Here is a 26,109-nt window from a genome sequence, read left to right on the forward strand (position 1 = left end):
GCCGGCGCTACTGCCGCAGTGCCCACACGATGAGCCCGGCGCACACCGCCCCCAGCAGCGCGATGGCCGCCGTGAGGCGCTGGTTGCGCAGGCGCAGCACTTCCACCGCCTGTACCACCTGGGCATTCTGTTCTGCCAGGGACTGGATCAGGACGGCAGATTCCTGCTGTTCCTGCTCCAGGCGCGCCACCCGCTCGCGCAATTGCTGCAGCTGAAGGGCGACCGGGGGTGTGGCTGCATCGCCCGCACCCGCCAGCGTGCCGGCAGCCGCATCTGCCGTGCCTTGGCGTGTGCTGCCCAGCAGCTTTTTGGCCGCCTGCAAAATCTGGGGCGTCGCCTCCAGGACGTCGCCCCAGGGCACCAGCTTGAGGGCAGTAACCCATCCCACGGCCATGCTCAGAGCACCTCACTGGCAAAATCTGCCAGGCGCGAGCGCTCGCCGCGTGCCAGCGTGATGTGCCCGCTGTGCGGCCAGCCCTTGAATCGATCCACCGCGTAGGTGAGGCCCGACGAACCTTCGGTGAGGTAGGGTGTGTCGATCTGTGCCAGGTTGCCCATGCAGATGATCTTGGTGCCGGGGCCAGCGCGGGTGATCAGCGTTTTCATCTGCTTGGGCGTCAGGTTTTGCGCCTCGTCGATGATCACGTATTTGTTCAGGAAGGTGCGGCCTCGCATGAAGTTCATGCTCTTGATCTTGATGCGGCTGCGGATGAGTTCGTTGGTGGCTGCACGGCCCCACTCGCCCGCGTTGCCGCCGTCGCCCTTGGCCAGAAATTCGAGGTTGTCGTCCAGTGCTCCCATCCAGGGGCCCATCTTTTCTTCCTCGGTGCCGGGCAAAAAGCCGATGTCCTCGCCCACGCTCACGGTGGCGCGGGTCATGATGATCTCGGTATAGCGGCGGTCGTCCAGCACCTGTGTGAGGCCGGCGGCCAGCGCCAGCAGGGTTTTGCCGGTGCCGGCCGTGCCAGTCAGCGTGACAAAGTCAACCTCGGGGTCCATGAGCAGGTTCATGGCGTAGTTCTGCTCGCGGTTGCGCGTGGTCACGCCCCACACCGCGTGCTTGACCGAACCATAGTCCTTGAGCGTCTGCAGCACCGCCGTCTTCTCACGGATTTCGCTGACCCGGGCAAACAGGTTGGGCTCGCCCGGGGCCTCAAAGTAGACAAACTGGTTGATCATCAGTTGCGGCACGATGGGGCCGCCAATGCGGTAGTAGGTGTGCGCGCCGCTTTGCCAGCTTTCCACGTTTTTGCCGCTCTTGACCCAGAAATCGGTGGGCAGGGCCAACACGCCGGAGTAGAGCAGGTCGCCGTCTTCCAGCGTTTTGTCGTTCTGGTAATCCTCGGCGTTCAGGCCCAGGGCGCGCGCCTTGACGCGCATGTTGATGTCTTTGGACACCAGCACCACCTCGCGCGGTGCATGCAGCTTGCGCAGGGCCTCCACCACACCCAGAATTTGATTGTCGGCCTTGCCTTGTGGCAGGCTGGTGGGCAGGCTGTAGTCGAGCGGAACCGTCTGAAAGAACAGGTGCCCACCGGCAGCACGCTGGCCCGTGGAGTCGAGCTTGAGCCCGTGCGCGATGTCGGCGCCATGGACACCAGCCAGTGCATCCAGTGTGCGGCTGGTCTGGCGGCCATTGCGCGCCACTTCGGTCATGCCTTTCTTGTGGCCGTCGAGTTCTTCCAGCACGATCATCGGCAGGAAGATGTCGTGTTCTTCGAAGCGGAACAGGCTGGTCGGGTCGTGCAGCAGAACGTTGGTGTCCAGCACAAACAACTTGGCGGGCCCCTGTGGCGCTGCCTTTTTGCTGCGCGCTGCAACGGGTGCTGCCGGCGCGCCGGGAGCAGGTTTGCTGGTGCCGGTGCTGCTGCGGGTACTGGTGGCGCGGCGCGCCACTGGTGCGGGGGCAGCGGCGGGCTCTTGGGAAGGGGCTGGTGCGCGCGATTTGGTTTCCACCTGAATCATTGCGGGCGCTGGTGCCAGTTCCGCGGCAGCAGCCTGGCTGCGTTCGGTTTTGCGACCGCTGCGGCTGGCAGGTTCAACCCTTGTCTCCACCTCGGGGTGCGTTTTATCAACGGGACGGGTGCGCGCACTTGCTTCGTAGGCTTCTGGCGCGAGGATGGCAGCGCGCCGGCTGGGGGCGGGAGGCAGGGGCATGTTGGCAGGGCCTTGGGCAGAGTAGGGTGTTCAGAAAGCAAAAAGCCGCCTGGAGACCAAGGCGGCTTTGGGGGAGGAAAAAAGCGTGGCTGTTTTCAGGTGCATCGAACCATTATGCCCATTCACTGTGTCGGATTGCGCAGCAGCTTTGCGATCCGCGTGAGGGGCCATGCAACGCAGGGTTTCAGGCGGCCTTTTTCAAGGCCTTGATGGACTTGACGGCCTTGAGCACTTCGTCCACATGGCCTGGCACCTTGAGACCTCGCCATTCATTTTGCAAAATGCCGTCGGGTCCGATCAGGAAGGTGCTGCGCTCAATGCCCTTGACCTTCTTGCCGTACATGATCTTGTTCTTGACCACGCCGAACATGTGGCACATTTTTTCTTCGGTGTCGGCGATGAGCTCGAAGGGCAGCTCCAGCTTCTCCTTGAACTCGTCGTGCGACTTCATGTTGTCGCGCGACACGCCGAAAACGGCAGCGCCAATTTTTGCAAAATCTTTGTACTTGTCCCGGAACTGCATGGCTTCCGTGGTGCATCCAGGCGTGTTGTCCTTGGGATAGAAGTACAAAACAACAACCTGGCCGAGGTGGGAGGTGTTGGAGACCTTGATACCACCGGTCGCGTTGGCTTCAAATTCAGGGAGGGGTTTGTTGACAACGATCGCCATATCACTTCAATCTCTCAGGATGTAGTCGTTGATAAGCCGGGGGAGCTGGGTGTTATTGATTTTGGTGGTGCCCCCGACCGCAACCGGTGATTTTACCCTGAAAACGCCACCAAGGCCAATCCGCGGGCTCTGTCCAGGATCGCGAACGCGTTCTAGGCCATCGGTGTTTCCAGTACAAGCGCCGCCACCACGTTGCGGCCTTCGCTGGCGAGGATGTTGTAGGTGCGGCAGGCCGCTGGGGTGTCCATGGTTTCAAGGCCCATGCGCCGGGCCATCAGTGGCTGTAGCCAGGCCGGCGGCGGGAAGCGGTTGCGCACGCCACTGCCAAAGATGATCAGCTCCGCCTCCAGGGTGGCCAGCTGGGCGAAATGATCTGGCGTAAGGTCTTCAAACCGGGCGCACGGCCAGACCATGCGCAGGCCGCCCGATCCCAGGATGATGCTGGTGGTGATCTTTTCTGCATCTATGCCGATCCAGCCGGGGCCGTAGGCACGGATGGTCTGTGCGGAGGAGGGTTCGGGCTGGAATTTCATGCGAAGGCTGGGTGGGTTGGCGCAGGCCACGGGCTGGGGCTTTGCAGGAGCGGCATTCACGGGCGTTTGGGCCTCGGGGTGCCGTCGATCTGTGGTCAAATTATAGGTTTCGCCAGAGCGCCCGGGGCGCTGGCAGGTCTCTGACCCCACCGCATTTCAAAGTCAGTCCATGAAAACCGTCCACAAATCCGCCAAGCTCGCCAACGTCTGCTACGACATCCGGGGCCCCATCATGGACGCGGCCCGGCAGATGGAGGAAGACGGCCACAAGATCATCAAGCTCAACATCGGCAACCTGGCGGTGTTTGGCTTTGATGCGCCCGAAGAGATTCAGCAGGACATGATCCGCAACCTGCCCAACTCGGCAGGCTACTCGGACAGCAAAGGCATTTTCGCGGCGCGCAAAGCCGTGATGCACGAGACGCAAAAGCAGGGCATCAAGGGCGTCACGCTCGACGACATTTATCTGGGCAACGGCGCCAGCGAGCTCATCGTGATGGCTACCAATGCGTTGCTCGACACCGGTGACGAGCTGCTGCTGCCCTCGCCCGACTACCCGCTGTGGACGGCGGCGGCCAGCCTGTCGGGCGGCACGCCCGTGCATTACCTGTGCGACGAGGCCAATGGCTGGATGCCCGACCTCGATGACATCCGTTCCAAGGTCACGCCCAGAACCAAGGGCATTGTCGTGATCAACCCCAACAACCCCACGGGCGCGCTGTATTCGGACGAGTTGCTCAAGGGCATCGTTGCCATCGCCCGCGAGCATGGGCTGGTGATCTTTGCCGATGAGGTGTACGACAAGGTGTTGTACGACGGCGCACGCCACACCGCGCTGGGCAGCCTGAGCGAGGACGTGCTCACACTCACCTTCAACTCGCTGTCCAAGAGCTACCGCTCCTGCGGCTACCGGGCCGGCTGGTTGGTGGTGTCGGGCGACAAGAAGCCCGCACGCGACTACATCGAGGGCCTGAACATGCTCTCGAACATGCGCCTGTGCGCCAACGTGCCCGGTCAGTGGGCTGTGCAGACCGCGCTGGGTGGTTACCAGAGCATCAACGAACTGGTGGGCGAGGGCGGCCGCCTGCGCAAGCAGCGCGACCTGGCCTACCAGCTCATCACCGCCATTCCCGGGGTGACCTGCGTGAAGCCGCAGGCGGCGCTGTACATGTTTCCGCGCCTAGATCCGGTGATTTATCCGATCAAGGACGACCAGCAGTTCTTTCTGGAGCTGCTGCAGGAGACCAAGGTGATGCTGGTGCAGGGCACGGGCTTCAACTGGGCCTGGCCCGATCATTTCCGTATCGTGTTCCTGCCCCATGAGGACGACCTGCGCGAGGCCATTGGCCGCGTGGCGCGCTTTCTCGAGCAGTACCGCAAGCGGTGCGGCACCGAATAAAACTCTTTTTTGATAGCTGCTTGCGCTTATAGATAAAGCGCTGCGGCGCATTTTGACTGGTAAATTCCCCATGAAACCGATCCAAGTAGGCCTGCTGGGCATTGGCACCGTCGGCAGCGGCGTCTTCAACGTGCTGCAACGCAACCAGGAAGAAATCCGCCGCCGTGCGGGCCGGGGCATCGAGATCACCATGGTGGCCGACCTCGACGTGGAGCGCGCCAGGAAAGTGGTGGGTGAGGGCGTGCAGGTGGTGAGCGACGCACGCGCCGTCATCGCCAACCCCGACATCGACATCGTCATCGAGCTGATTGGCGGCTACGGCATTGCCAAGGCACTGGTGCTCGAAGCCATTGCCGCAGGCAAGCATGTGGTCACCGCCAACAAGGCGCTGCTGGCCGTGCATGGCACCGAGATCTTTGCCGCAGCATCGGCCAAGGGCGTGATGGTGGCTTTTGAAGCGGCCGTGGCCGGTGGCATCCCCATCATCAAGGCGCTGCGCGAGGGCCTCACGGCCAACCGCATCCAGTGGCTGGCGGGCATCATCAACGGCACCACCAACTTCATCTTGTCCGAGATGCGCGACAAGGGCCTGGACTTTGATGTGGTGCTGAAAGAGGCGCAGCGCCTGGGCTATGCTGAGGCCGACCCCACCTTCGACATCGAAGGCGTGGACGCCGCGCACAAGGTCACCATCATGAGTGCCATCGCCTTTGGCATCCCGGTGCAGTTCGACAAGGCCTATGTGGAAGGCATCACCCAGCTCAGCGCCACCGACATCAAATACGCCGAGCAGCTGGGCTACCGCATCAAGCTTCTGGGCATCACCAAGCGGGTGGAAAGAACCGACGCCGCCGGCAAATCCGCCGGGGGCATCGAGCTGCGCGTGCACCCGAGCCTGGTGCCATCCAAGCGCCTGATCGCCAACGTGGAAGGTGCCATGAACGCCGTGGTGGTGCAGGGCGACGCCGTGGGCGCCACGCTGTACTACGGCAAGGGCGCGGGCTCCGAGCCCACCGCCAGCGCCGTGATCGCCGATCTGGTGGACATCACGCGCCTGCACACGGTGGACCCGCTCAACCGCGTGCCGCACCTGGCCTTCCAGCCGCACACCCTTGACCAGGCTATGAACGAGCTGCCCGTGCTGCCCATGAGCGAAGTGGTCACCAGCTATTACCTGCGCCTGCGCGTGGCCGACCAGGCCGGCGTGCTGGCCAAGGTCACCGGCATCCTGGCCAATGCGGGCATCAGCATCGACGCGGTGCTGCAGCGCGAAGCGGACGAGGTGGGGGGCGAAGGTTCCACGCAAACCGATCTGATCATCCTCACGCACGACACGCGCGAAGGCACCATGAACGATGCCATCGCCCAGATGCAGCAGCTTCCTACGGTGCTGGCGCCCATCACCCGTATCCGCAAGGAAGAGCTGAACTAAGCCCAACACGCAGGACGAACGCCATGCTGTACCTTTCCACGCGCGGCCACCCGGACCGCAAACACTTTTGCGACATCCTGCTCGAAGGCCTGGCGCCCGACGGCGGCCTGTACCTGCCCGAGCACTACCCGCAGATCGACGACGCCAAGTTGACCCAACTGCGCAAGGCCTACCACGAGCAGGGCTACGCCGAGCTGGCGTTTCAGATCCTGTCGCTCTATATCGACGACATTCCTGCCGCCGACCTCAAGGCCCTGTGCGCCAAGACCTATACCGCCGAAGTGTTTGGCACCGGCGAGATCGTGCCGCTGCGCCACCTCGAAGACGGCCTGTGGCTCGAAGCTCTGTCCAACGGCCCCACGCTGGCCTTCAAGGACATGGCCATGCAGCTCTTGGGTAACCTGTTCGAGTACGAGCTCAAGCGCCGCGGTGAACAGCTCAACATCCTGGGCGCCACCAGCGGCGACACCGGCAGTGCAGCCGAATACGCCATGCGCGGCAAAGAGGGCGTGCGCGTCTTCATGACCAGCCCGCACGGCCGCATGAGCGCCTTCCAGCAGGCGCAGATGTTCAGCCTGCAGGACGAAAACATCCACAACATCGCCATCGAAGGCGTGTTTGACGACTGCCAGGACATCGTCAAGGCCGTCAGCAACGACCTCGAATTCAAACGCAAGTACAAGATCGGCACCGTCAACTCCATCAACTGGGCGCGTCTGCTGGCGCAGGTGGTGTACTACTTTGCCGGCTACATCCAAGCCACTGAACACCCGGCCCCCACGCTCGGCACTGGCGTGTCCTCGCTGCCCCCCGAGGGGGCTGATTCGCCTAGGGGCGGCCCGTCGGCGAATCCCAACGACCAGAAGGTCAGCTTCACCGTGCCCAGCGGCAACTTCGGCAACATCTGCGCCGGCCATGTGGCGCGCATGATGGGCCTGCCGATCGACAAGCTGGTGGTGGCCACCAACGAGAACGACGTGCTCGACGAGTTCTTTCGCACCGGTGTGTACCGCGTGCGCGGCAGCGCCGACACACACGAAACATCGAGCCCCTCGATGGACATCAGCAAGGCCAGCAACTTCGAGCGCTTTGTGTTCGACCTGCTGGGGCGCAATGGCCAACGCACCAAGGCCTTGTTCAGCGCCGCCTTGCAGACCTATGGCCGCTTCGACCTGAGCGCGGAGCCGTTGTTTGCCGACGCTGCGGGCAAATACGGCTTTGAAAGCGGCAAGAGCACCCATGCCGACCGCCTGGCCACGATCCGCGATACCTACAGCCGCTTTGGCGTGACCATCGACACCCACACCGCTGATGGCGTAAAGGTGGCGCGCGAGCACCGGGGCGACGGCAGCGTGCCCATGATCGTCCTGGAAACGGCCCTGCCCATCAAGTTTGCCGAAACCATTCAGGAGGCCTTGGGCCATGCCCCCGAGCGCCCCGACCGCTTTGCCGGCATCGAGGCCTTGCCCAAGCGCGTGCAGGTCATGCCAGCCGATGTGGAACTGGTCAAGGCGTATGTCGAGCGGCACTGCCAGTAATTCCCTGTCGGAAGTGCGGCGCCCCAGGGTTTTTGAGTCAAAAATGCCCCTAGCGCTTGTCTGATAAGCGCTAGCAGCTATAAATAGCATAGCTATTCACAGGAGCATTGGATGAAGGTTGTAGGCTTTGCCGGCTTCTCCGGCAGCGGCAAGACCACGCTGGTCGAGCAGTTGATCCCCGAGTTGCGGCTCAGGGGGCTGCGCGTTTCGGTGGTCAAACACGCCCACCACAGTTTCGACATCGATCACCCCGGCAAGGACACTTACCGCCATCGCGAAGCCGGTGCCTTCGAAGTGGTGGCCGCCTCCGACAAGCGCCTCATGCTGGTGCGCGAGTTCGAGCAGCCCGCCACGCTCAGCGTGCACCATCTGCTGGCCGAGCTGTACCAGGGCGTGGACTGGGTGCTGGTGGAGGGCTTCAAAGACAGTGATCTGCTCAAGATCGAAGTGTGGCGCATGCCCGAGCCCGGACGCGCGGCCAAGCCCGTGCGCTACCCAGAAGACGACTTTGTGGTCGCTGTTGCCACCGATGCCCCGCACGGCCTGCCGGTGCCCACCCAGCTGCCCGTGCTCGACCTCAATGCGCCCGCGCAGGTGGTCGACTGGCTGCTGCAGCACGCCGACCGCTTTGACTACCAATGGGACCTGCACGGAGACCTGTTGCCATGCGCCCCCCAATGAAACCCCTCAAACCGCTGGATGAAGCGCTGGCCGAGTTGCTGGGCCACGCCACGCCGCTGACAGGCGTCGACACCGTCACCACCTTTGATGCCGACGGCCGCGTGCTGGCCCAGGACTGCATCTCGGCGCTGCATGTGCCGCCGCAGGACAACAGCTCGATGGACGGCTATGCCGTGCGCTGCGCCGATGTGGCGGCTGCGGGTGCCCTGCTGCCCGTATCACAGCGCATTGCAGCGGGCAGCGCGGGCGAGCCCCTGCAGCCGGGCACGGCAGCGCGCATCTTCACCGGCGCCCCCGTGCCTGCAGGTGCCGATGCGATCCTGATGCAGGAAGACTGCGAGGCGCAGGGCGATGGCCGCGTGCGCATCAACGCCGTGCCGCAGCCGGGCCAGTGGATTCGCCGTGCCGGTGAAGACATCACGCGCGGCGCCGTGGTGTTGCCCGCCGGCACGCGCCTCACGCCTGCCGAGCTGGGCCTGGCCGCCAGCATTGGCCTGCACCAGCTGCAGGTGGCGCGCCGCCCGCGCGTGGCGCTGTTCTCCACCGGCGACGAACTGGTCATGCCCGGCGATGTGCCGCCCGAGCAGATGCGCCCCGGCGCCATCTACAACAGCAACCGCTTTTTTCTGCGCGCCATGCTGCAGCGCCTGGGCTGCGAGGTCACCGACTTCGGCATCGTGCCCGACCGGCGCGACGCCACCATCGAGGCCCTGCGCGCGGCAAGCAGCGCGCACGACCTGATCCTGACCAGCGGCGGTGTGTCGGTGGGCGAGGAAGACCACGTCAAGCCCGCCGTTCAGGCGCTGGGCACGCTCGATTTGTGGCAGATCGCCATGAAACCCGGCAAGCCGTTTGCCTACGGCCAGATTCCACGCGATGGGGGGGCAGCGCACTTCATCGGCCTGCCAGGCAACCCGGTGTCGAGCTTTCTGACCTTTGCGTTGCTGGTGCGGCCCTTTGTGCTGCGGCTGCAGGGAGCCTCTGTTGTTGCTCCTCAAACCATAGCTGCCCGCGCTGATTTCATCTGGCCCAAGGCCGATAAACGCCGCGAATTTTTGCGTGTGCGGCACAACGCCACGGGCGGGCTGGACCTGTTCAACAACCAGAGTTCGGGCGTGCTCACCTCGGCCGCCTGGGGCGACGGTGTGGTGGACAACCCGGCCGGCCAGACCATTGCAGCGGGTGACACCGTGCGGTTCATTGCGTTTTCGGAGCTGCTGTCATGAAGATTACCGTGCGCTATTTCGCCTCCATCCGCGAGGCGATCGGCACCGGGCTAGAGCCGGTGCAAACCACTGCCGCCACCCTGGGCGCGCTGCGCGACGAGCTCATTGCGCGCGGTGGCCCCCATGCCGACAGCCTGGCGCGCGGCAAGGCCGTGCGCATGGCGCTCAACCAGACGCTGAGCGATGAATCGGCCGCGCTGGCCGACGGGGCAGAGGTTGCCTTCTTTCCGCCGGTCACCGGTGGCTGACAGGTAAGCGCCGGGCACACAACCGGGCTGCCGGGCAGCAACGGGCAGCACCAGCAGGTTCAGGGTAGTTCGGGCAGTTCAGGGCACCTCGGGCGCGGCAGGCTGCTCTGGCGGCGGTACAACCAGGTCGGGGCATGGCCACACCAGCAGTTCGGCCAGCCGCGTGACGATCCAGGTCGCCTCGGCCGTTGATACACCCGATTCGGCCGTGCACAGCCCGGCATGGATGCGCCGCAAAATCTCGGCCTCTGAAGGGGCCTGCACGTGGTAGAGCCTCTGCGCATGTTCCACCAGGTGTCCGGCCAGGTCTTCGCACAGCTCGTAGCGCGTGCGCACGGCGTCGGCCTTTTCAGTGAGCCGCCCACGGGCATCGGTGAACACGGCCATGAAAGACGGCGGAACGAAAATCTGGTTGTCGTCGTGCATGGGCGTGGTTCAGTCGGGTGTGAACAGACGCTCAAACTTGGCCTGATCGGGTGCCAGATCGAAGGTGACCAACTGCCCCATCTTCATGTCGGAAAGCCGACAGGCCGCAAACAGCGTGGTCTTGCCCGAAAGCTCCATGACATCCAGGTCAATGATGGCGTAGGGGTAGGGCACGAAAACCTGGTGCTCGAAGATATCGCGGTGCAGGTTGCGTGGCGACGGATAGAGCTTGTACAGAGGTGTCTGAATCGTTTGTGTGGCCATGGGCGAAGAAGGGGTGGTTGTGCAGTGCGGGTACAGTGCGGGCGAATCGTACAGACAAACCTATTTCACAATTTATGGCACGCAACAAAAGTGAATGGCCCGCCAAGGTGCTCGCCCTGGTTCGGGGCGGCAACCTGACCGCCGCCATCGCGCAGATCAAGGTGGCCCCGACCGTCGGTGATGTCACCCGCCTGCAAGCCTTGCTGGCCCAGCTGCCCCCATCGCCCGCGCTGACGCAACTGAACAAGGTGGTGGAAGAAGAGTGCGCGCTGCTGGCAGCGCCACGCCTGCACCGCTCGCCTTGAGGGGTGGGCCGCGCCCCGTCCCCTGCCGTCATTTCGCCCTGTAGAGAGCTTTTTGCCATGACCTTGCCCCGCGTTTCCATCCAGACCGAGGACTTTGACGTCTCCACCGAAATTGCCGCGCTGCGCCACGAGAACAAGGGCGTGGGTGCGGTGTGCAGCTTTGTCGGCACCGTGCGTGACCGTACCGTGGCCCCCACGCTCGGCACGTCCGTGTCCTCGCTGCCCTCCGAAGGGGCGCTTGCGCCTTCGGGCGGCCGGGCGGCGCAAGACAGCGATGCCGTGGCCTCCATGGAACTGGAGCACTACCCCGGCATGACCGAAAAATCCATCGAGGCGATGGTGGACGAGGCCATGCGGCGCTTTGATATTTTTGGCGCCCGCATCATCCACCGCGTGGGGCTGCTGCAGCCGCTCGACCAGATCGTGCTGGTGGCAGTGACCAGCGCCCACCGGGGCCAGAGCTTTCAGGCATGCGAGTTTTTGATGGACTACCTCAAGACCCAGGCGCCGTTCTGGAAAAAGGAAGAAACCGCGCAGGGAGCCCGCTGGGTGGATGCGCGCGTGAGCGACGATGCCGCCCTTGCGCGCTGGGGCATCGACGCACGCAACGCCTGAGGGGCCGTCGACCGCTAAGTGCTGGCGCTGGCGTCGCCCTGCGGACCCGCGAGCACAGCCACGCCGCTGGTGCGGCCGCGTCGCCACATTCGGCCGTCCGGTGGCCAGCGCACGGTGATTGGGGCGCCGTGGGGCGCAGCGCTGGCGTTGGGACGGAAAAACAGCTTTCACCCGACCGGACACCCATCCAGCCTGGAGGCGGGCTGAATCGGCCTGAACAATGACACGCAGGCGTCGGTTCGTCCTACAGGGCCGCGTGGGCATTTTCTGTAGATTTGCGCCACAGCTTGTCAATGCCTGTTGAAGGTCTTGGCAAGAAAGAAACTCCGCGCGCAGTTTCATCGTCATGTGCGTCTATCCCCTCCCTACAAGGTTTCCATGAAAAATTCCCTACTGCTTGCCGCCCTGATTGCCACTTTCGGTCTGGCCGCTTGCGAAAAAACCGTTGTAACCCCGCCGGTCGCTGCACCGGTGGTGGTGGTTCCGGGCCCGGCAGGCCCTGCGGGTGCCACGGGTGCCACCGGCGCTACCGGCTCCACGGTGGGTGTTCCAGGCCCCACCGGTGCTACCGGCGCCACGGGTGCGAGCGGCTATGACGGTGCCACGGGCTCCACGGGCTCTACCGGCGCCACCGGTGCGTCTGGCGCCACGGGTGCCACCGGTTACGACGGTGCCAAGGGCGAAGCGGGCGCTGATGGCAAAACGGGCGACACCGTGATTGTTGTGCCCGCCAAGTAAGACCTTGGCGTGACGCGACAGGCGCAGGCGGTTTTACGCCTGCGCCTTTTTTTTGGGCCGGGCAATGGGGTGCCGTTTCAAACAAACGGCATCCATGGCCCCGCGCAATGCCGACGGGTGGATTTGCACGCCGCCTTGGCGAACCGGATCCGCAGTTCCTGTTCCCCGCTGGTCAAGCGCCGGTGGCCATGGAAAAATGGGTTTACAAGGGGGTGCCAGCGCCCTTGGGTTGGTTGACCTGGCACAAGTTCTGGCCTGCGTGCTGTCTTGAAATCAGGCACGCACTGCCTCAAGTGCTCTGCAATTCGGAGGATATGGACCATGCGTCTCGACAAATTCACCACCAAGTTCCAGGAAGCCCTGAGCGATGCCCAGAGCATTGCGCTGGGCAATGACAACGCTTATATCGAGCCCGTGCACTTGCTCGTGGCCATGCTCCAGCAGGACGACGGCCCCAAGGCGCTGCTGCAGCGCGCGGGCGCCAATGTGTCCGGCCTGCTGGCGGCGGCGGAGGCCGCCGTCAAACGCCTGCCTTCCGTGCAAGGCCAGGACCAGGTGCAGGGCGGGCCCGAACTGGGCCGCGTGCTGCAGGCCACTGAAAAAGAAGCCATCAAGCGCGGCGACCAGTTCATCGCCAGCGAATTGTTTTTGCTGGCCGTGATCGACAGCAAGGGCGAGGCCGCAAAAATTGCCAAGGACAACGGCCTCACGCGCAAAAGCCTCGAAGCCGCCATTGACGCCGTGCGCGGCGGCCAGAAGATGGACAGCGCCGAGGCCGAGGGCCAGCGCGAGGCGCTGAAGAAATACTGCATCGACCTGACCGAGCGCGCACGCATGGGCAAGCTCGACCCGGTGATCGGCCGCGACGACGAAATCCGCCGCGCCATCCAGGTGCTGCAGCGCCGCACCAAGAACAACCCCGTGCTGATCGGCGAGCCCGGCGTGGGCAAGACCGCCATCGTCGAAGGCCTGGCCCAGCGCATCGTGGCCGGCGAGGTGCCCGAATCGCTCAAGGGCAAGCGCGTGCTGTCGCTCGACATGGCGGCGCTGCTGGCCGGCGCCAAGTTCCGTGGCGAGTTCGAGGAGCGCCTGAAGACCGTGCTGAACGAGCTGGCCAAGGACGAGGGCCAGACCATTGTTTTCATCGACGAGCTGCACACCATGGTGGGCGCCGGCAAGGCCGAGGGCGCCATGGATGCGGGCAACATGCTCAAACCCGCCTTGGCGCGTGGCGAGCTGCACTGCGTGGGCGCTACCACGCTGGACGAATACCGCAAGTACATCGAAAAGGACGCCGCGCTGGAGCGCCGCTTCCAGAAGATCCTCGTGGGCGAGCCCACCGTGGAGGCGACGATTGCCATCCTGCGCGGCCTGCAGGAAAAGTACGAGGTGCACCACGGCGTGGAGATCACCGACCCGGCCATCGTGGCCGCGGCCGAGCTGAGCCACCGCTACATCACCGACCGCTTCCTGCCCGACAAGGCCATCGACCTGATCGACGAGGCTGCGTCCAAGATCAAGATCGAGATCGACTCCAAGCCCGAGGTCATGGACAAGCTCGACCGCCGCCTGATCCAGCTGCAGATCGAGCGCGAGGCCGTGCGCCGCGAAAAGGACGAGGCCTCGCAAAAACGCTTTGGCCTGATCGAGGAAGAAATCGAGTCGCTGCAAAAGGAAATCGCCGACCTCGACGAGATCTGGCAGGCTGAAAAAGCCCAGGCCCAGGGCAGCCAGCATGTGCGCGAGCAGGTTGAGCAGGTCAAGCTGCAGATCGAAGAACTCAAGCGCAAGGGCGACTTCAACAAGGTGGCCGAGCTGCAGTACGGCAAGCTGCCCGAGCTGGAGCGCCAGCTCAAGGAAGCCCAGGCCAAGGAAGAGGGCAAGGACGGCGCAGCCCAGGCCAACCGCCTGCTGCGCACCCAGGTGGGCGCCGAGGAAATCGCCGAGGTGGTGAGCCGCGCCACCGGCATTCCCGTGGCCAAGATGATGCAGGGCGAGAAAGACAAGCTCTTGCAGATGGAGGGCAAGCTGCACGAGCGCGTGGTGGGCCAGGAGGAGGCGATTGCCGCCGTGGCCAACGCCATCCGGCGCTCGCGCTCGGGCCTCTCGGACCCGAACCGCCCTACGGGCTCCTTCCTGTTCCTCGGCCCCACGGGCGTGGGCAAGACCGAGCTGTGCAAGGCGCTGGCGGGCTTTTTGTTCGACAGCGAAGAGCACCTGATCCGCGTCGACATGAGCGAGTTCATGGAAAAGCACAGCGTTGCACGCTTGATTGGCGCGCCCCCGGGCTATGTGGGCTATGAAGAAGGCGGCTACCTCACCGAAGCCGTGCGCCGCAAGCCCTATTCCGTGCTGCTGCTCGACGAGGTGGAAAAGGCCCACCCGGACGTCTTCAATGTGCTGCTGCAGGTGCTGGACGATGGTCGTCTGACCGACGGCCAGGGCCGCACCGTGGACTTCAAGAACACCGTGATCGTGATGACGAGCAACATCGGCTCGCACCTGATCCAGGCCATGGTGGGGCAGGATTCGCAGGACATCAAGGAAGCCGTGTGGGGCGAGCTGAAGAACCACTTCCGCCCCGAGTTCTTGAACCGCATCGACGAGACCGTGGTGTTCCATGCACTCGACGCGGCGCACATTGCCTCGATCGCCAAGATCCAGCTGCAGTTGCTGCAAACCCGGCTGGCAAAGATGGACCTGGAATTGCAGGTGTCCGACGCAGCCCTGGCCGAGCTGGCCAAGGTCGGATTCGACCCGGTGTTCGGTGCGCGCCCGCTCAAGCGGGCCATCCAGCAGCGCATCGAGAACCCGCTGTCCAAGCTGCTGCTCGAAGGGCGCTTCCCGCCCAAGAGCCGCATCGAGGTCAGCGTGGACCCGGTGCTGGAGCCGGGGGTGTTCCGCTTTGGAGCATCCGCGCCGGTTTGAGCAGCAGGCAGGTTTGAATTGTCAAAAATGATAGCTGCTAGCGCTTTATTTATAAGCGATAGCGGCACATTTGGCATAAATAGTGGTGGTTGACAGTGGGTAGGGGACATCCCTGCCGATCGCCCAGAGGCTGAGAACCGAGGAGGTTGTTTGAATGATTTTTTGGCGGGCCTGACCCGCTGGCTCATCCGGGCCGTCCTGGTGGTCGCCGGGCTGGTGATGTTTCTGAGCCTGCTGGCCGCCGTGCTGGTGCTGGCGCTGGCCTGGGGGCTGCGTGCGGCTTGGGCGCGCCTCACCGGTCGGCCGGTAACGCCCTGGACCATGCGGGTGGATCCGCGCACGGGCTGGAGCACGGTTTACCGTTCCACCGAGCGCTGGTCGGCCACGCGCACCGCACCCGCCGCCGACACCCCCTCGCGTCGCGCAGGCGTGTTGCCCGGCGCCGACGAGGTGGTGGATGTGGAGCCGCGCGAACCCCGCGAAGAGCGCTAGCGCTGCCTGGCAGCTGCACCGGGCGTCTGGCTTATGGCGGCCCTGAACGCCGCCGCCGGGGCGCTGCAGGCGCCGGACGGGGACATTGGACTGTCTTCTATGATGGCGGCCATGACACCTGACGACATTCGTGCCCATTTTGACCTTCAGTACCAGGCCAGCCGGGCACACATTGACGTGCCCCTGCTGGTGCGTCGCGAGCGCCTGCTGCGCGTGCAAAAGATGCTCGATGAGCACGGGCCCTTGCTGGCCGCCGCCGTGCAGGCCGATTTCGGCATGCGCTCGCCGCGTTTGACCGAGGTGGCCGATTTTTTTGTGTTGCGTACGCTGCTGTCGCACACCTTGCGCCATCTGGCGCGCTGGATGAAGCCGCAGAAGGTGCGCACGCCCCTCTTTTTACAGCCATCGCGGGGCTGGATCGAGCGCCAGCCGCTGGGTGTGGTGGGCGTGATTTCGCCCTGGAACTACCCCGTGCAACTGGCGCTGGCCCCTGCCATCACGGCACTGGCGGCGGGCAACCGCGTCATGCTCAAGCCCAGCGAACTCACGCCCCACACATCGGCCCAGCTGGCGTTGTTGGTGGCGCAGTTCTTTGCGGCGGACGAGTTTTGCGTGGTGCAGGGCGATGCAGCGGCGGCAGCGCTGGTGGCCTCGCTGCCGTTTGACCACCTGGTGTTCACCGGCTCCACTGCGGTAGGGCGCAAGGTGGCGCAGGCGGCAGCGCAGAACCTCACGCCCACCACACTGGAGCTGGGGGGCAAGTCGCCGTGCATCGTCGATGCCGATTGCGACATGCAGGACGCCGCGCTCAAAATTGCCCACGGCAAGCTGCTCAATGCGGGCCAGACCTGCATTGCCCCCGATTACGTGCTGCTGCCGCGCGGACGTGAGGCCGAGTTTTCGCAGGCCTACCAGGCTGCGGTGGCACGGTTGTTTCCCAGTATCGAGGGTAACCCCGACTACGCCTCCATCATCACGCCGCGCCACTATGCGCGGCTGCGCACCCTGCTGCTGCAGGCCCAGACGCAAGGTGCCGAGGTGCACACCATCGACCCCGCCAGCGGCAAGCCCGTGGCGGCCACCGTAGGCACGTTGGGCGACGGGGCCAGCCGCCAGATGCTGCCTTCTCTGGTGTTTGGTGCCACGTCGGGCATGGCCCTGATGCAGGAGGAGATTTTTGGCCCCATCCTGCCGGTGATTTCGTACGACCGGCTCGACGATGCCATTGCCCACATCAACGCGGGGCCCCGCCCGCTGGCGCTGTACTGGTTTGGCCGCAGTGAAGCGGTGCAGGCCGATGTGCTGCGCCGCACCGTGAGCGGTGGCGTGACGGTGAATGACACGCTGATGCATATCGCCCATGACAACCTGCCCTTTGGCGGCGTGGGCGACAGCGGTTGGGGCGCCTACCACGGCGAGCAGGGCTTTGTGCGCTTTTGCCACCAGAAATCGGTGCTGCAGCAGTCGCGCTGGGCCATGGGCGCGTTGTTCTATCCGCCTTACGGTCCGCAGCTCGACCGCATCATGGGCCTGCTGCGCCGCTGGCTGTAGCAGCGGCTTCGTCGGCGGGTTGCCGGGCGGAGCCTTTCGCGCGCACGGGTTGCGGCTGGGTGATGAGCTGCACCATGGCCTCGCGCAACTGGCTCGTGGACACGGGCTTGTGCAGCAGCAGGGCCGACGTGCTTTGTGCATCGCGCAGGCGCTGGGGCGAGGTGTCCCCCGTCATGATGATGGCGGGCACCGCAGTGCCCAGGTGCGTGCGCAGCGCCTGCAGCACCTGCTTGCCGGTTTCCTCAAGGCGCAGCCGGAAGTCCGTGATGATGAGATCGGGGATGTCGTCGCCCAGGCGTTCGAGTGCGTCCGCACCCGAGCTGGCCACGGTGCACAGGCAGCCCCAGCTTTGCAGCAGCGACTGCATGCCCAGAAGCACGGCCTCGTCGTCGTCGATGGCGAGCACATGCAGGCCCGCCAGGCTGTGGTCATCGCCAAGCGGCGCGGTTTCATCTTCGAGTGCGCCATCCCACGCATCCATCCAGAGTCGAAACACCGAGCCCTGGCCCGGTTTGGAGTGCAGCTCGACCGTGGTTCCCATTTCGCGCACCAGCCGGTGCACGATGGCCAGGCCCAGGCCCAGGCCCTTGCGCCGGTCGCGTTCCGGGTTGTCGAGCTGCAGGAACTCCTGAAAGATGTCGTCCCACTGGCTCTGGGGAATGCCGATTCCGGTGTCCCACACCTCCAGTGCCACCCGCTGGCCGCGCCGACGGCACGCAATCAGCACGCCGCCCCGGGTGGTGTAGCGCAGCGCATTGGAGATGAAGTTGCGCATCACCAGGCCCACCAGTGATCGGTCGGCATGCGCGGCCAGTGAGGTCTCGCGGGTGCGGTACACCAGGCGTGCGTTGTCGGCCTGCACGCCAAATTCCTGCTCCAGGGCCGTGAGCAGGGGTTGTACGGCAAATGCCGACGGGCGCACCTTGACCACGCCAGCCTCCAGCCGCGAGTAGTCGAGCAAGGTGGTGAGCATTTCGGCTGCGGCGCTGGATGCGGCGTGGGCATGGTCCAGCACCGTCTGCTGGTGGGCGTTCAGCGGGCTGCGCTGCAGGCTCTCCAGAAACAGCCCCATGGCGTGCAGCGGCTGGCGCAGGTCGTGGCTGGCCGCCGCCAGGAAACGCGACTTGTCGCGATCGGCTTTTTCGGCGATCTGCTGCGCCGCCTGGGCGCGCTGGGACTCGGCGCGCAGCTCTCCCACCAGGCGCTGGTTTTCCAATTTCAGGGCAATGCTGCGGCGGGTGGCTGTATCGGCCGTGCTGGCCTGCATGCAGGTCAGGCTGAAATACACCAGCACGAGGAACAGCGCGGGCCACAGCACCGGCCCGCCGGCCAGGGCAATGGCCAGCAGCACGCTGCCAATGGCGCAGCTCAGGTAGACAAGGTAGGCGCGGTACAGCGGCGCTCCCAGCCCCAGGGCGCCGGACGACACCGTGCTGATGATGCCAATGGCGTAGACCACGCTGCTGGCGTTGCCCCAGTGCATCACGACCAGGCCCAGGCCGCCCCAGCTCAGTCCCATGCCGGCCATGCAGACCATCAGCTTGTAGGCCGACCAGCGGGCGGGATCGGTCGTCGGGTCCATGCTGCGCAGCGAGAGATAGACCCCCATCACGACCAGCACATGCGAGATCAGCCAGGCCGTCAGCGCCTGCGGGTCGACCGCGCCGTCCATCACCCACATCGTGCCCAGTGCCGTGGCCAGGGAGGCCGCCAGGGTCATGGGAAAGTTCTGGCGCAGCAGTGCGACCTGCTCGCGCAGCACCTCGTCGCGCTCCCAGCGCAGCGACGGCCAGGGCCAGAGCGCACCGGTCCCTGGCGTTTCAGGCGGCATCATGCAGCGGCGGCAACGACAGGCCCAGCCGCTGTGCCGCCAGCAAGGCAGCGCTGCGGCTGTTGACGCCCAGCTGCGCAAAGATGGCGGCCACATGCACGCGCACGGTGTTTTCGCTCAGCCCCAGATCGCGGGCAATCACCTTGTTGGGCTTGCCGGTGCACAGCAGGAACAGCACATCGAGCTGGCGTGCGGTCAGCGTGGGCGCTGCCGGTGCGCGTGTGGTGGTGGTGTTGCCGCTGTGGGCGGGAAAGCAGGGCGCGCCCGACAGCGCGCAGCTGATGGCCTCCAGAATGTCGGCGCCACTGGCCGACTTGGGCAGAAAACCGTCGGCACCGCGCGTGCGCGCCTCGTAAACAGCGTCGGGCGCCACGCTGGCAGACACCAGCACGATGCGCGCCCGGGGGAAGGCCTGGCGCAAGAGGCGCAGGCCGTCCAGGCCGCTCATGCCGGGCATCTGGATGTCCAGCAGCACCAGGTCCACGGTCTCTGGCCGCAGCGCGCAGGCTTCGGCCACAGTGCCGGCTTCGAAGATGGCATCCACGCCGGGGTGGTCCTGCACGATCAGGCGCAGCCCGGTGCGAAACAGGGTGTGGTCGTCAACAAGCAGCAGACTGGCAGGCATGGGGCGAGTATTGCGCACAACGCCGGGGTGCGCGACTAGTCCATTTGTGCGATGGACGCACGGGCGTGCGGTTTCTAGACTGTGACCCAGGCGTTGTGATGGTCTGTGGCTGGACCGCATGGCGCATCCGATCCTGTCCAGCTTATCCACAAAGAGGTTTACGCATGAGTGCCAGTGTTTCCCATTCTGTCGCCCGCTCTTCCGTTCTCGGTCAGCGCATCGTCGATCAACGCCCCGTGGCAGCTGCTGGCGGGGCCGGTGTGGGGGGCAATACCGTGGCCCAACTGCTGCAGGAAAACTGCGCCGACATGCGGGCATCGGCGGGTGTGGTCATTGAATACCTGGATACGCAGGCAGGCACCTGGCAATTTTCGCTGGACGACGGGCAGACGTGGCGCGCTGTGCGCACCGACCTCATCAACCGGCCCGGCCACACGGGCCTGGCGCTCGACCGCGACGCGCGTTTGCGCGTGCTGTGCTCGGGCAGCAACCGGGAGGGCGCGCGCGTGGTGTTTCACTCTGTGCAGCGCGGCCACGGCGCTGGCAATGGCAGCTATCGCCCCTATGCGCCGGATGAGCGCGAGGACGCATCGCACAGTGTGGCGCTGGTGCTGTGCATGGGCGCCATCAACGGCGTGCCGCCTGCGGTGAAGGTGCCGCGCCCGCGCAACAAACGCGCCCGGGCGCAGGGCCTGGACACGGCATCGAACGCCGCGCTCAGCAGGGCCTGAGGGTGATGGTGGGGGGCGTTGCGAGCCCCCGGATTAACCAGCAGCACAGGGCGAAAAAGCGTTTGCGGCGACAATGCCGGTCCTTTTTGTTTTTTCACTCCCTGTTTTCGTTCGGTTTTTCCATGTCCAGTATCCAGGTTCGTCCCGCCACGCTTCGCGATGCCAAAGCCATTGCCCAGATCCACACCGTATCCGCCCAAGAGGCTTACAAAGGTCTGGTGCCAGACGAGCAGTTGAAATCCATGTCGGTAGAAAAGCGCCAGGCCTACTGGCGCGAAGCCATTGAATATTGCGAGCCCCAGGTGCAAGTCGCCATTGATGGCGAAAAGATTGTGGGTTTCGTCGGCTATGACCGCTCGCGCGATGAAAAATCCCGCCCCACCACCGGTGAAATCTGGGCCATCTACGCCGCGCCCACCCATTGGAACCAGGGCGTAGGCCTGGCCCTGTGGGACGCCGCCCGTGACGGCCTGCACGAAGAAGGCTGCACCAACGTGACCGCGTGGGTTCCCTTGCGCAACGAACGCGCCATCCGGTTCCACGAAATGGCCGGTTTCAAGCGCGAGCTCTCCACTGCCAAGACGGCCGTGGTAGGCGGCGTGAAGATCGAAGAAGTGCGTCTCAAACGCCCCATCAATTAAGGCTATTGCATGATCTCCTGGAGCGACTCGGGCCAAGCCCACGAAGCCCTTTGGCGCTCCGAAAGCGGGGCCACTGCGCCGCGCCGCGTCGTGGTGGCCGATGACACGCTGTCCGCCGACACGGCCTATCGGCTGGCCTGCGAAGGCACCGGCCTGCTGTGGCAGGGCGACTTTCAGAACGCCCGCATGTTGCTGCAGGCCCTTATGCGGCGGGTGGATCGCAAGCCGCCCAAGGCGGCAGCCAAGGCAGCACAAAAAATGGCAGAGGCCACGGCGGCTGAGGCGTTTCACCTGCACCGCCAGGCGCAGGCGCAGCGCGCACGCGTGCTGTCGTCCCTGCTGATTGCGCTGGAAGGCGACTACGCCATTGACCTGCGCCGCGCGCCCGACCTGCGCCAGGCCTGCACCGAAGCCTGGGGCCCGGCCACGGGCGAACGCTCGGTGGCCTCGCTGCGTGAACTGCTGGGTCTGGTGGGAGCGCACGAGTGGCGCAAGAAGGGCGTGGAAGTGCCCGCGCTGGGCGCCGCGCCCAACAACCGCATCCATCCGTATTACGGGGTGTTTTCGCCCGTGCGCGGCGAATATGTGGACCTGGTGGCAGCGGCTGCGCTGCCATCGAAGGCGCTGGCCTTTGACATCGGCGTGGGCACGGGCGTGCTGTCGGCCCTGCTGGTGCGCCGGGGCGTGCAGCGCGTGGTGGCCACCGAGCAAGACCCGCGTGCGCTGGCCTGCGCCCGCGACAACCTGCAGCGCCTGGGCGTGCTGGCGCAGGTGCAGCTGCAGTCGGCAGACCTGTTTCCCGAGGGGCGCGCGCCGCTGGTGGTGTGCAATCCGCCCTGGGTGCCGGCCCGCCCCAGCTCGCCCATCGAGCACGCGGTGTATGACGAGGGCAGCCGCATGTTGCGCGGCTTTCTTGCAGGGCTCGCAGCCCACCTGGAGCCCGCAGGCGAGGGCTGGCTGATCTTGTCGGACCTGGCCGAGCACCTGGGTTTGCGCAGCCGCGAACAGCTCTTGGGCTGGATTGCCGAGGCCGGCCTCAAGGTGCTGGGCCGTGAGGACATTCGCCCGCACCACGCCAAGGCGGCCGATGCGGGCGATGCCCTGCACGCTGCCCGTGCGGCGGAAGTCACCTCGCTGTGGCGCTTGGCTGCGGCCTGATTCGATCCCGTTCGATGGGATGAAGGGGCTGCGCGATGGGCTCAGTCGCTCATGGCGGCTGACAGCGCGCGTTCCGGCGGCTGCAACTGCTCCAGGCGTTCGCGGATGCCGTGGGCGCGCTCCGGCCCGGCCACCTTGGCCACTTCCGCGATCAGGGCTGCGCCCACTTCCAGCATGCTGTGGTGATCGCGCGCTTCGCGCAAGGTGGCGTGATAGAAGCGGGCCAGATCGGGGTCGCGGCGCGCAAACAGGCGTTCACACAGATCGAACAGGTACATGCGGGTGCCCGCCAGTGAGCGCAGGGCCTCGGTGGGTTCGGGGGGCGTTTCTGGTGCGGGGGCGGCGGTGTCTGCCGCCCGCGTGGTGGCCAGGTGGGTGAGGTAGCCCTCGCGCACCAGTTGCTCCACCATTTGCGCACCGATGCCGTGGTACATGGCCTGCAGATCGGCCAGGGGTTTGCCGTCTGCCAGCAACAGCAGCGAGCGTTCGCGCAGGCTCAGGGTGCGAACACCTGGCGAGAGTTCACGGCGGGCTTTTTCGGTTCGGTGGAGCAACATGGGGGCATGGGTTGCGAAGGGTATGGCGTGCATTGCAGCACCGTGCGATGACGCTGTGATGACCCGTGCAGCGGGCGGCACCGCAGGCAGAGCACTCCGTCAGCCTGTCGCACAATGTCGGCTGCCGACGGGGCCGCCGACAACGGCGTAATTTGCTATAATAATTATAGCTATTTGCGCTTTATACATAAGCGCTACAGCCCGTTTTTGTTTGAATACTCTCTGAGCATCCCTCCGCAAGTCGGGCGGGTGTGCTGCACCATGACCTTGCTGCTCGCCCCCATGGAGGGGCTTCTGGATTTTGTGCTGCGCGATGTGCTCACCCGCGTGGGCGGCGTGGACCGCTGCGTGTCCGAGTTCATCCGCGTCACCGGCACCTTGTTGCCCGAAAGGGTGTTTCTGCGCTACCTGCCCGAACTGCACCATGGCGGGCGCACGCTGGCCGGCGTGCCCGTGCGCGCGCAGCTGCTGGGCTCCGACCCGGTGTGCATGGCCGAGAACGCTGCCAGCCTGGCGGCGCTGGGGCCCGAGGGCATCGACCTGAACTTTGGTTGCCCCGCCAAGGTGGTCAACCGCCACGGCGGCGGGGCGGCGCTGCTGCAAGAGCCCGAGCGCATTGCCACGCTGGTGGCCGCCGTGCGCCGCGCTGTTCCCGCCCACCTGCCCGTGTCGGCCAAGATGCGCCTGGGCTTTAACGACGCCAGCCTGGCGCGCGAGTGCGCGCAGGCCATGGAGGCTGGCGGTGCCAGCGAACTGGTGGTGCATGCGCGCACCAAGGCCGATGGCTACCGCCCGCCCGCCTATTGGGAGCAGATCCCGGCAATCCGGGCGGCGGTGCGTATACCCGTGGTGGCCAATGGCGAGATCTGGACCGTGGCCGACGCGCAGCGCTGCCGCGAAGTGTCGGGCTGCGACGCCCTTATGCTGGGCCGCGGCATGGTGGCCGACCCCGGGCTGGCCCGTGCCATCCGTGCTGCCGACCAGGGCCTGCCCGGCACCGACCCGGTGCAGTGGCCGGCATTGCTGCCGCAGCTGGCAGCGTTCTGGCAATTGGTGTGCAACGACCTGGAGCCGCGCCAGCGCGCCGGCCGCCTCAAGCAATGGCTCAACCTGCTGCGCCGCCGCTATCCAGAGGCCGAGTTGGCCTACCAGCACGTGCGCACCATGACCGATCAGCGCGCCATCACGGCCTGGCTGGCTGCCCTGCAGCCTTGAGGCGGGCGCGGCCACCCGTGCGGGGCAGGCTCTACAGCAGATGATCGGGCGCCAGCGGCCCCAGCAGCAGCAACAGCAACTGCAGCGGCACGCTTGCGCCGGGCTCGCTGGTGGCGTCCTGCAGGTCGCTGCCCTGCGGCGCCCGCCAGACAAGGCCGCCACGGGCGTCCAGTTCCACATGCCAGGCGGCATCGCGCAGCGCCAGTTCGATGCTGGCACCGGCCCTGCGGGACAGATCCATGCTGCGGATCAGCAGCGCGATCTCGGTGTTTTGTTTTTGCGAACGCATGTCCAGGTTCATCGAGCCAACGGCCAGCAGCCGGTGGTCCATGATCACCAGCTTGGAGTGGAGCATCGCGCGCGAAGAGCCCGTGGACCCCGTGGCACCGATGCCGTCACTGCCGCCACTGCTGCCACTGCCCGTGGCGCTCAACGCCTTGCGCACGCCGGTGGCCTCGCTGTGCATTTCGTACAGTTCGACGCCCATCGCCAGCAGCGTCTTGCGGTGGCGTGCGTAGCCTACATGGGCAATGGGTGCGTCATTCGATGCCAGCGAATTGGTCAGCACCCGCACCCGCACGTTCCGGGCACGCGCGGCGGCAAAGGCGGCCGTGATCTCGGGGCCGGGAACGAAATAGGGCGAAACAATGAGCAAATCGCGCCGGGCCTGGTCCATCAGCTGCAACAGGCCATCCACCACGGTGTCTTCCTGGCTTTCCAGGTATTCAAGCTCGGCCGCCGATGGCGCCTGAGGCGTGCCTGACGTAGGGGCCGTGGAGGTGCCCACGGGGGACGCGGTGATTGATGCCGTGGGCGTTTTGGGTGCCGGCGTGACCGATGCCACATGTACGGGGTGCACGGGGGCCGCGGGGGCCAGGGCGTTGCGCTGCCCAGCCACTGCCGTCACCGCATCACGCGGCGACGGTGTTCCGGGCTGTGGTGCCAGCGGCTCCGTGGTGGCGGCGGAATCTGCCGGAATCTTGGCGGGCTTGTCCACCAGCACCACGGCCGGGGCCCACACAAAGCGTGCGGCGGCCAGATTGAGCGGCTTGCGGTCCCACACGCGGCTGCGCTGGGCCTCCAGGGCATCCAGCGCGGTTGTGGCGTTCGGGGTCGATGCCGTTGCCGCTGCTGATGCTGATGCTGATGCCGTTGTCACAGGGCTGGGGGCGGCCTCGGGGGGGCTGGAAGATTCGGTGGGCGTCTCGTCCACCTCTTCGACCGATGCGGCAGAAGCGCGCAGGGCATCGAGCTCTTTGCGCGTGATGAGCGACTGCACCGGGTAGGCGCGCTCGTTGTTCCAGTAGCTGTCAAAGCTGCGCGACAGGTCTTTGACGATGGGGCCAGCCGCCAGCACGTCCAGGTCCACAAAGTTGCCCGAAGTGTCGTGGCCGAAATAGGCATCGCCCAGGTTGCGCCCGCCGGCGATGCCCATGGCGTTGTCGGCAATGAACAGCTTGTTGTGCATGCGCTGCTGCACCCGCGAAAAATCGCTCAGGGCACTGACCATGCGCCACAAAGACGAGTCACGGGAACCGGCCACCGGGTTGAACATGCGCATTTCGATGTTGGGCTCAAAGGCCAGGCGCATCACCTGCGCGTCCGCGCCGGAGGTGTTGAAGTCGTCCAGCAGCACGCGCACGCGCACGCCGCGCCGGGCTGCGGCCACCACGCTGCGCAGCAGACGCTCGGTGCTGGCATCAGCGTGAATGGCGTAGTACTGCAGGTCCAGCGTTTTTTGGGCCGCCTCGACCAGTGCCAGGCGGCTGCCATAGGCCGCCTGGGGGCCGGAGAGCAGCAAAAAGCCGGATTCAAAGCGCCCACTCGCCGCCGCGCGGCGCTCTTGCACCTGGGTGGCCAGCGCGGTGCCTGCGGTGGTTTCCAGCGCCGTTGAAACGGGGCGCGGCACATTCTTGGGCAACTCGGCACAGCCACCCAGCACGGCAACCAGCAGGGCTGCCCACAGCACTGGCAGATGCCGCAGTGGCAGCACGCTACGGGGGGCGGAAACAAGGGCTGGGGTCATGGGCGGGCTCATCGGAGGCTTTTGGGCAGCTGTGGTGATTTGGGTGGTCGAGGACTTTGCCAGCGCGATGGCGTGCCGGCCCACTGTGTGGGCTCGCTGTGCCCATCATGCGCCACAGCGTA

Annotated in this window: 26 protein-coding genes; 16 read left to right on the forward strand and 10 right to left on the reverse strand. The window is 65.5% G+C overall.

Annotation, left to right across the window (positions count from 1 at the left end; all coding sequences use genetic code 11):
- Positions 1-7: 7 nt before the first annotated feature.
- From K226_RS0108715 to K226_RS0108730, 4 genes are all read right to left on the reverse strand, one after another.
- Positions 8-394, reverse strand: coding sequence for a hypothetical protein (locus K226_RS0108715; RefSeq protein ID WP_024814432.1), 387 nt, complete (start codon positions 392-394; stop codon positions 8-10).
- 2 nt (positions 395-396) lie between these two features.
- Positions 397-2,157, reverse strand: coding sequence for a PhoH family protein (locus tag K226_RS0108720; protein ID WP_024814433.1), 1,761 nt, complete (start codon positions 2,155-2,157; stop codon positions 397-399).
- 184 nt (positions 2,158-2,341) lie between these two features.
- The gene (locus K226_RS0108725; RefSeq protein WP_024814434.1) at positions 2,342-2,827 is read right to left on the reverse strand and encodes a peroxiredoxin; all 486 of its coding nucleotides are present in this window, start codon (positions 2,825-2,827) and stop codon (positions 2,342-2,344) included.
- 152 nt (positions 2,828-2,979) lie between these two features.
- Complete coding sequence (locus K226_RS0108730) at positions 2,980-3,360, reverse strand: Mth938-like domain-containing protein (protein ID WP_024814435.1); 381 nt, start codon at positions 3,358-3,360, stop codon at positions 2,980-2,982.
- Between the two features lie 169 nt (positions 3,361-3,529).
- Here K226_RS0108730 and K226_RS0108735 point away from each other — a divergent pair, with 169 nt between their 5' ends.
- The 6 genes from K226_RS0108735 to moaD all read left to right on the forward strand — a co-directional run bounded on the left by K226_RS0108735 (position 3,530) and on the right by moaD (position 9,884).
- A complete protein-coding gene (locus K226_RS0108735) occupies positions 3,530-4,759 on the forward strand; it encodes a pyridoxal phosphate-dependent aminotransferase (protein WP_024814436.1) in 1,230 nt (409 codons plus the stop codon).
- A gap of 70 nt (positions 4,760-4,829) precedes the next feature.
- A complete protein-coding gene (locus K226_RS0108740; RefSeq protein ID WP_024814437.1) occupies positions 4,830-6,191 on the forward strand; it encodes a homoserine dehydrogenase in 1,362 nt (453 codons plus the stop codon).
- Positions 6,192-6,214: 23 nt separating this feature from the next.
- A complete protein-coding gene (locus K226_RS0108745) occupies positions 6,215-7,729 on the forward strand; it encodes a threonine synthase (RefSeq protein WP_024814438.1) in 1,515 nt (504 codons plus the stop codon).
- A 111-nt stretch (positions 7,730-7,840) separates the two neighbouring features.
- On the forward strand, positions 7,841-8,410 hold the full coding sequence (gene mobB, locus K226_RS0108750) for a molybdopterin-guanine dinucleotide biosynthesis protein B (protein ID WP_024814439.1): 570 nt from the start codon (positions 7,841-7,843) through the stop codon (positions 8,408-8,410).
- Positions 8,407-9,636: a gephyrin-like molybdotransferase Glp gene (glp, locus tag K226_RS0108755; protein WP_024814440.1), complete on the forward strand. Its 1,230-nt coding sequence runs from the start codon at positions 8,407-8,409 to the stop codon at positions 9,634-9,636. Before mobB ends, glp begins: the two co-directional genes overlap by 4 nt.
- A complete protein-coding gene (moaD, locus tag K226_RS0108760) occupies positions 9,633-9,884 on the forward strand; it encodes a molybdopterin converting factor subunit 1 (RefSeq protein WP_024814441.1) in 252 nt (83 codons plus the stop codon). The genes glp and moaD overlap by 4 nt, the downstream gene beginning before the upstream one ends.
- Positions 9,885-9,962: 78 nt before the next feature.
- On the opposite strand, the gene K226_RS0108765 is transcribed toward moaD, so the two are convergent.
- Positions 9,963-10,310, reverse strand: coding sequence for a hypothetical protein (locus K226_RS0108765; protein ID WP_024814442.1), 348 nt, complete (start codon positions 10,308-10,310; stop codon positions 9,963-9,965).
- A gap of 9 nt (positions 10,311-10,319) precedes the next feature.
- The gene (locus K226_RS0108770) at positions 10,320-10,574 is read right to left on the reverse strand and encodes a hypothetical protein (RefSeq protein ID WP_024814443.1); all 255 of its coding nucleotides are present in this window, start codon (positions 10,572-10,574) and stop codon (positions 10,320-10,322) included.
- A gap of 74 nt (positions 10,575-10,648) precedes the next feature.
- On the opposite strand from K226_RS0108770, the gene K226_RS0108775 reads away from it, so the two are divergent.
- From K226_RS0108775 to K226_RS0108800, 6 genes are all read left to right on the forward strand, one after another.
- On the forward strand, positions 10,649-10,879 hold the full coding sequence (locus tag K226_RS0108775; protein WP_024814444.1) for a hypothetical protein: 231 nt from the start codon (positions 10,649-10,651) through the stop codon (positions 10,877-10,879).
- A gap of 57 nt (positions 10,880-10,936) precedes the next feature.
- Positions 10,937-11,494, forward strand: coding sequence for a molybdenum cofactor biosynthesis protein MoaE (locus K226_RS0108780; protein WP_024814445.1), 558 nt, complete (start codon positions 10,937-10,939; stop codon positions 11,492-11,494).
- A 378-nt stretch (positions 11,495-11,872) separates the two neighbouring features.
- Positions 11,873-12,232: a collagen-like protein gene (locus K226_RS20395; RefSeq protein ID WP_024814446.1), complete on the forward strand. Its 360-nt coding sequence runs from the start codon at positions 11,873-11,875 to the stop codon at positions 12,230-12,232.
- A gap of 321 nt (positions 12,233-12,553) precedes the next feature.
- A complete protein-coding gene (clpB, locus tag K226_RS0108790; protein WP_024814447.1) occupies positions 12,554-15,160 on the forward strand; it encodes an ATP-dependent chaperone ClpB in 2,607 nt (868 codons plus the stop codon).
- A 150-nt stretch (positions 15,161-15,310) separates the two neighbouring features.
- The gene (locus K226_RS0108795) at positions 15,311-15,652 is read left to right on the forward strand and encodes a hypothetical protein (protein ID WP_024814448.1); all 342 of its coding nucleotides are present in this window, start codon (positions 15,311-15,313) and stop codon (positions 15,650-15,652) included.
- 111 nt (positions 15,653-15,763) lie between these two features.
- Positions 15,764-17,203 carry a coniferyl aldehyde dehydrogenase gene (locus K226_RS0108800; protein ID WP_024814449.1) on the forward strand — a complete coding sequence of 480 codons (1,440 nt, stop codon included), beginning with the start codon at positions 15,764-15,766 and terminating at the stop codon, positions 17,201-17,203.
- Here the strand turns inward: K226_RS0108800 and K226_RS0108805 are convergent.
- The gene (locus K226_RS0108805; protein WP_024814450.1) at positions 17,175-19,037 is read right to left on the reverse strand and encodes a hybrid sensor histidine kinase/response regulator; all 1,863 of its coding nucleotides are present in this window, start codon (positions 19,035-19,037) and stop codon (positions 17,175-17,177) included. The genes K226_RS0108800 and K226_RS0108805 overlap by 29 nt on opposite strands.
- Positions 19,024-19,659, reverse strand: coding sequence for a response regulator transcription factor (locus K226_RS0108810; RefSeq protein ID WP_024814451.1), 636 nt, complete (start codon positions 19,657-19,659; stop codon positions 19,024-19,026). The genes K226_RS0108805 and K226_RS0108810 overlap by 14 nt, the downstream gene beginning before the upstream one ends.
- Positions 19,660-19,823: 164 nt before the next feature.
- Between K226_RS0108810 and K226_RS0108815 the strand changes: the two genes are divergently transcribed.
- The 3 genes from K226_RS0108815 to K226_RS0108825 all read left to right on the forward strand — a co-directional run bounded on the left by K226_RS0108815 (position 19,824) and on the right by K226_RS0108825 (position 22,189).
- Entirely contained in the window at positions 19,824-20,390 is a 567-nt protein-coding gene (locus tag K226_RS0108815) for a hypothetical protein (RefSeq protein WP_024814452.1), read from the forward strand.
- Positions 20,391-20,512: 122 nt separating this feature from the next.
- On the forward strand, positions 20,513-21,031 hold the full coding sequence (locus tag K226_RS0108820) for a GNAT family N-acetyltransferase (RefSeq protein WP_024814453.1): 519 nt from the start codon (positions 20,513-20,515) through the stop codon (positions 21,029-21,031).
- 9 nt (positions 21,032-21,040) lie between these two features.
- Positions 21,041-22,189 (forward strand): class I SAM-dependent methyltransferase, encoded by a 1,149-nt coding sequence (locus tag K226_RS0108825; RefSeq protein WP_024814454.1) that lies wholly within the window; start codon positions 21,041-21,043, stop codon positions 22,187-22,189.
- A gap of 41 nt (positions 22,190-22,230) precedes the next feature.
- Here the strand turns inward: K226_RS0108825 and K226_RS0108830 are convergent, their stop codons facing one another.
- Positions 22,231-22,746, reverse strand: a complete 516-nt coding sequence (locus K226_RS0108830; RefSeq protein WP_024814455.1) for a hypothetical protein — start codon at positions 22,744-22,746, stop codon at positions 22,231-22,233.
- Between the two features lie 261 nt (positions 22,747-23,007).
- Between K226_RS0108830 and K226_RS0108835 the strand changes: the two genes are divergently transcribed.
- Entirely contained in the window at positions 23,008-23,961 is a 954-nt protein-coding gene (locus K226_RS0108835; RefSeq protein WP_024814456.1) for a tRNA-dihydrouridine synthase, read from the forward strand.
- A gap of 31 nt (positions 23,962-23,992) precedes the next feature.
- Here the strand turns inward: K226_RS0108835 and K226_RS0108840 are convergent, their stop codons facing one another.
- Positions 23,993-25,987 (reverse strand): phospholipase D family protein, encoded by a 1,995-nt coding sequence (locus K226_RS0108840; RefSeq protein WP_081739410.1) that lies wholly within the window; start codon positions 25,985-25,987, stop codon positions 23,993-23,995.
- Between the last annotated feature and the right edge of the window lie 122 nt (positions 25,988-26,109).

The organism is Acidovorax sp. JHL-3 (genome assembly GCF_000526295.1).
GTDB classification, from domain to species: Bacteria; Pseudomonadota; Gammaproteobacteria; order Burkholderiales; family Burkholderiaceae_C; genus Acidovorax; species Acidovorax defluvii.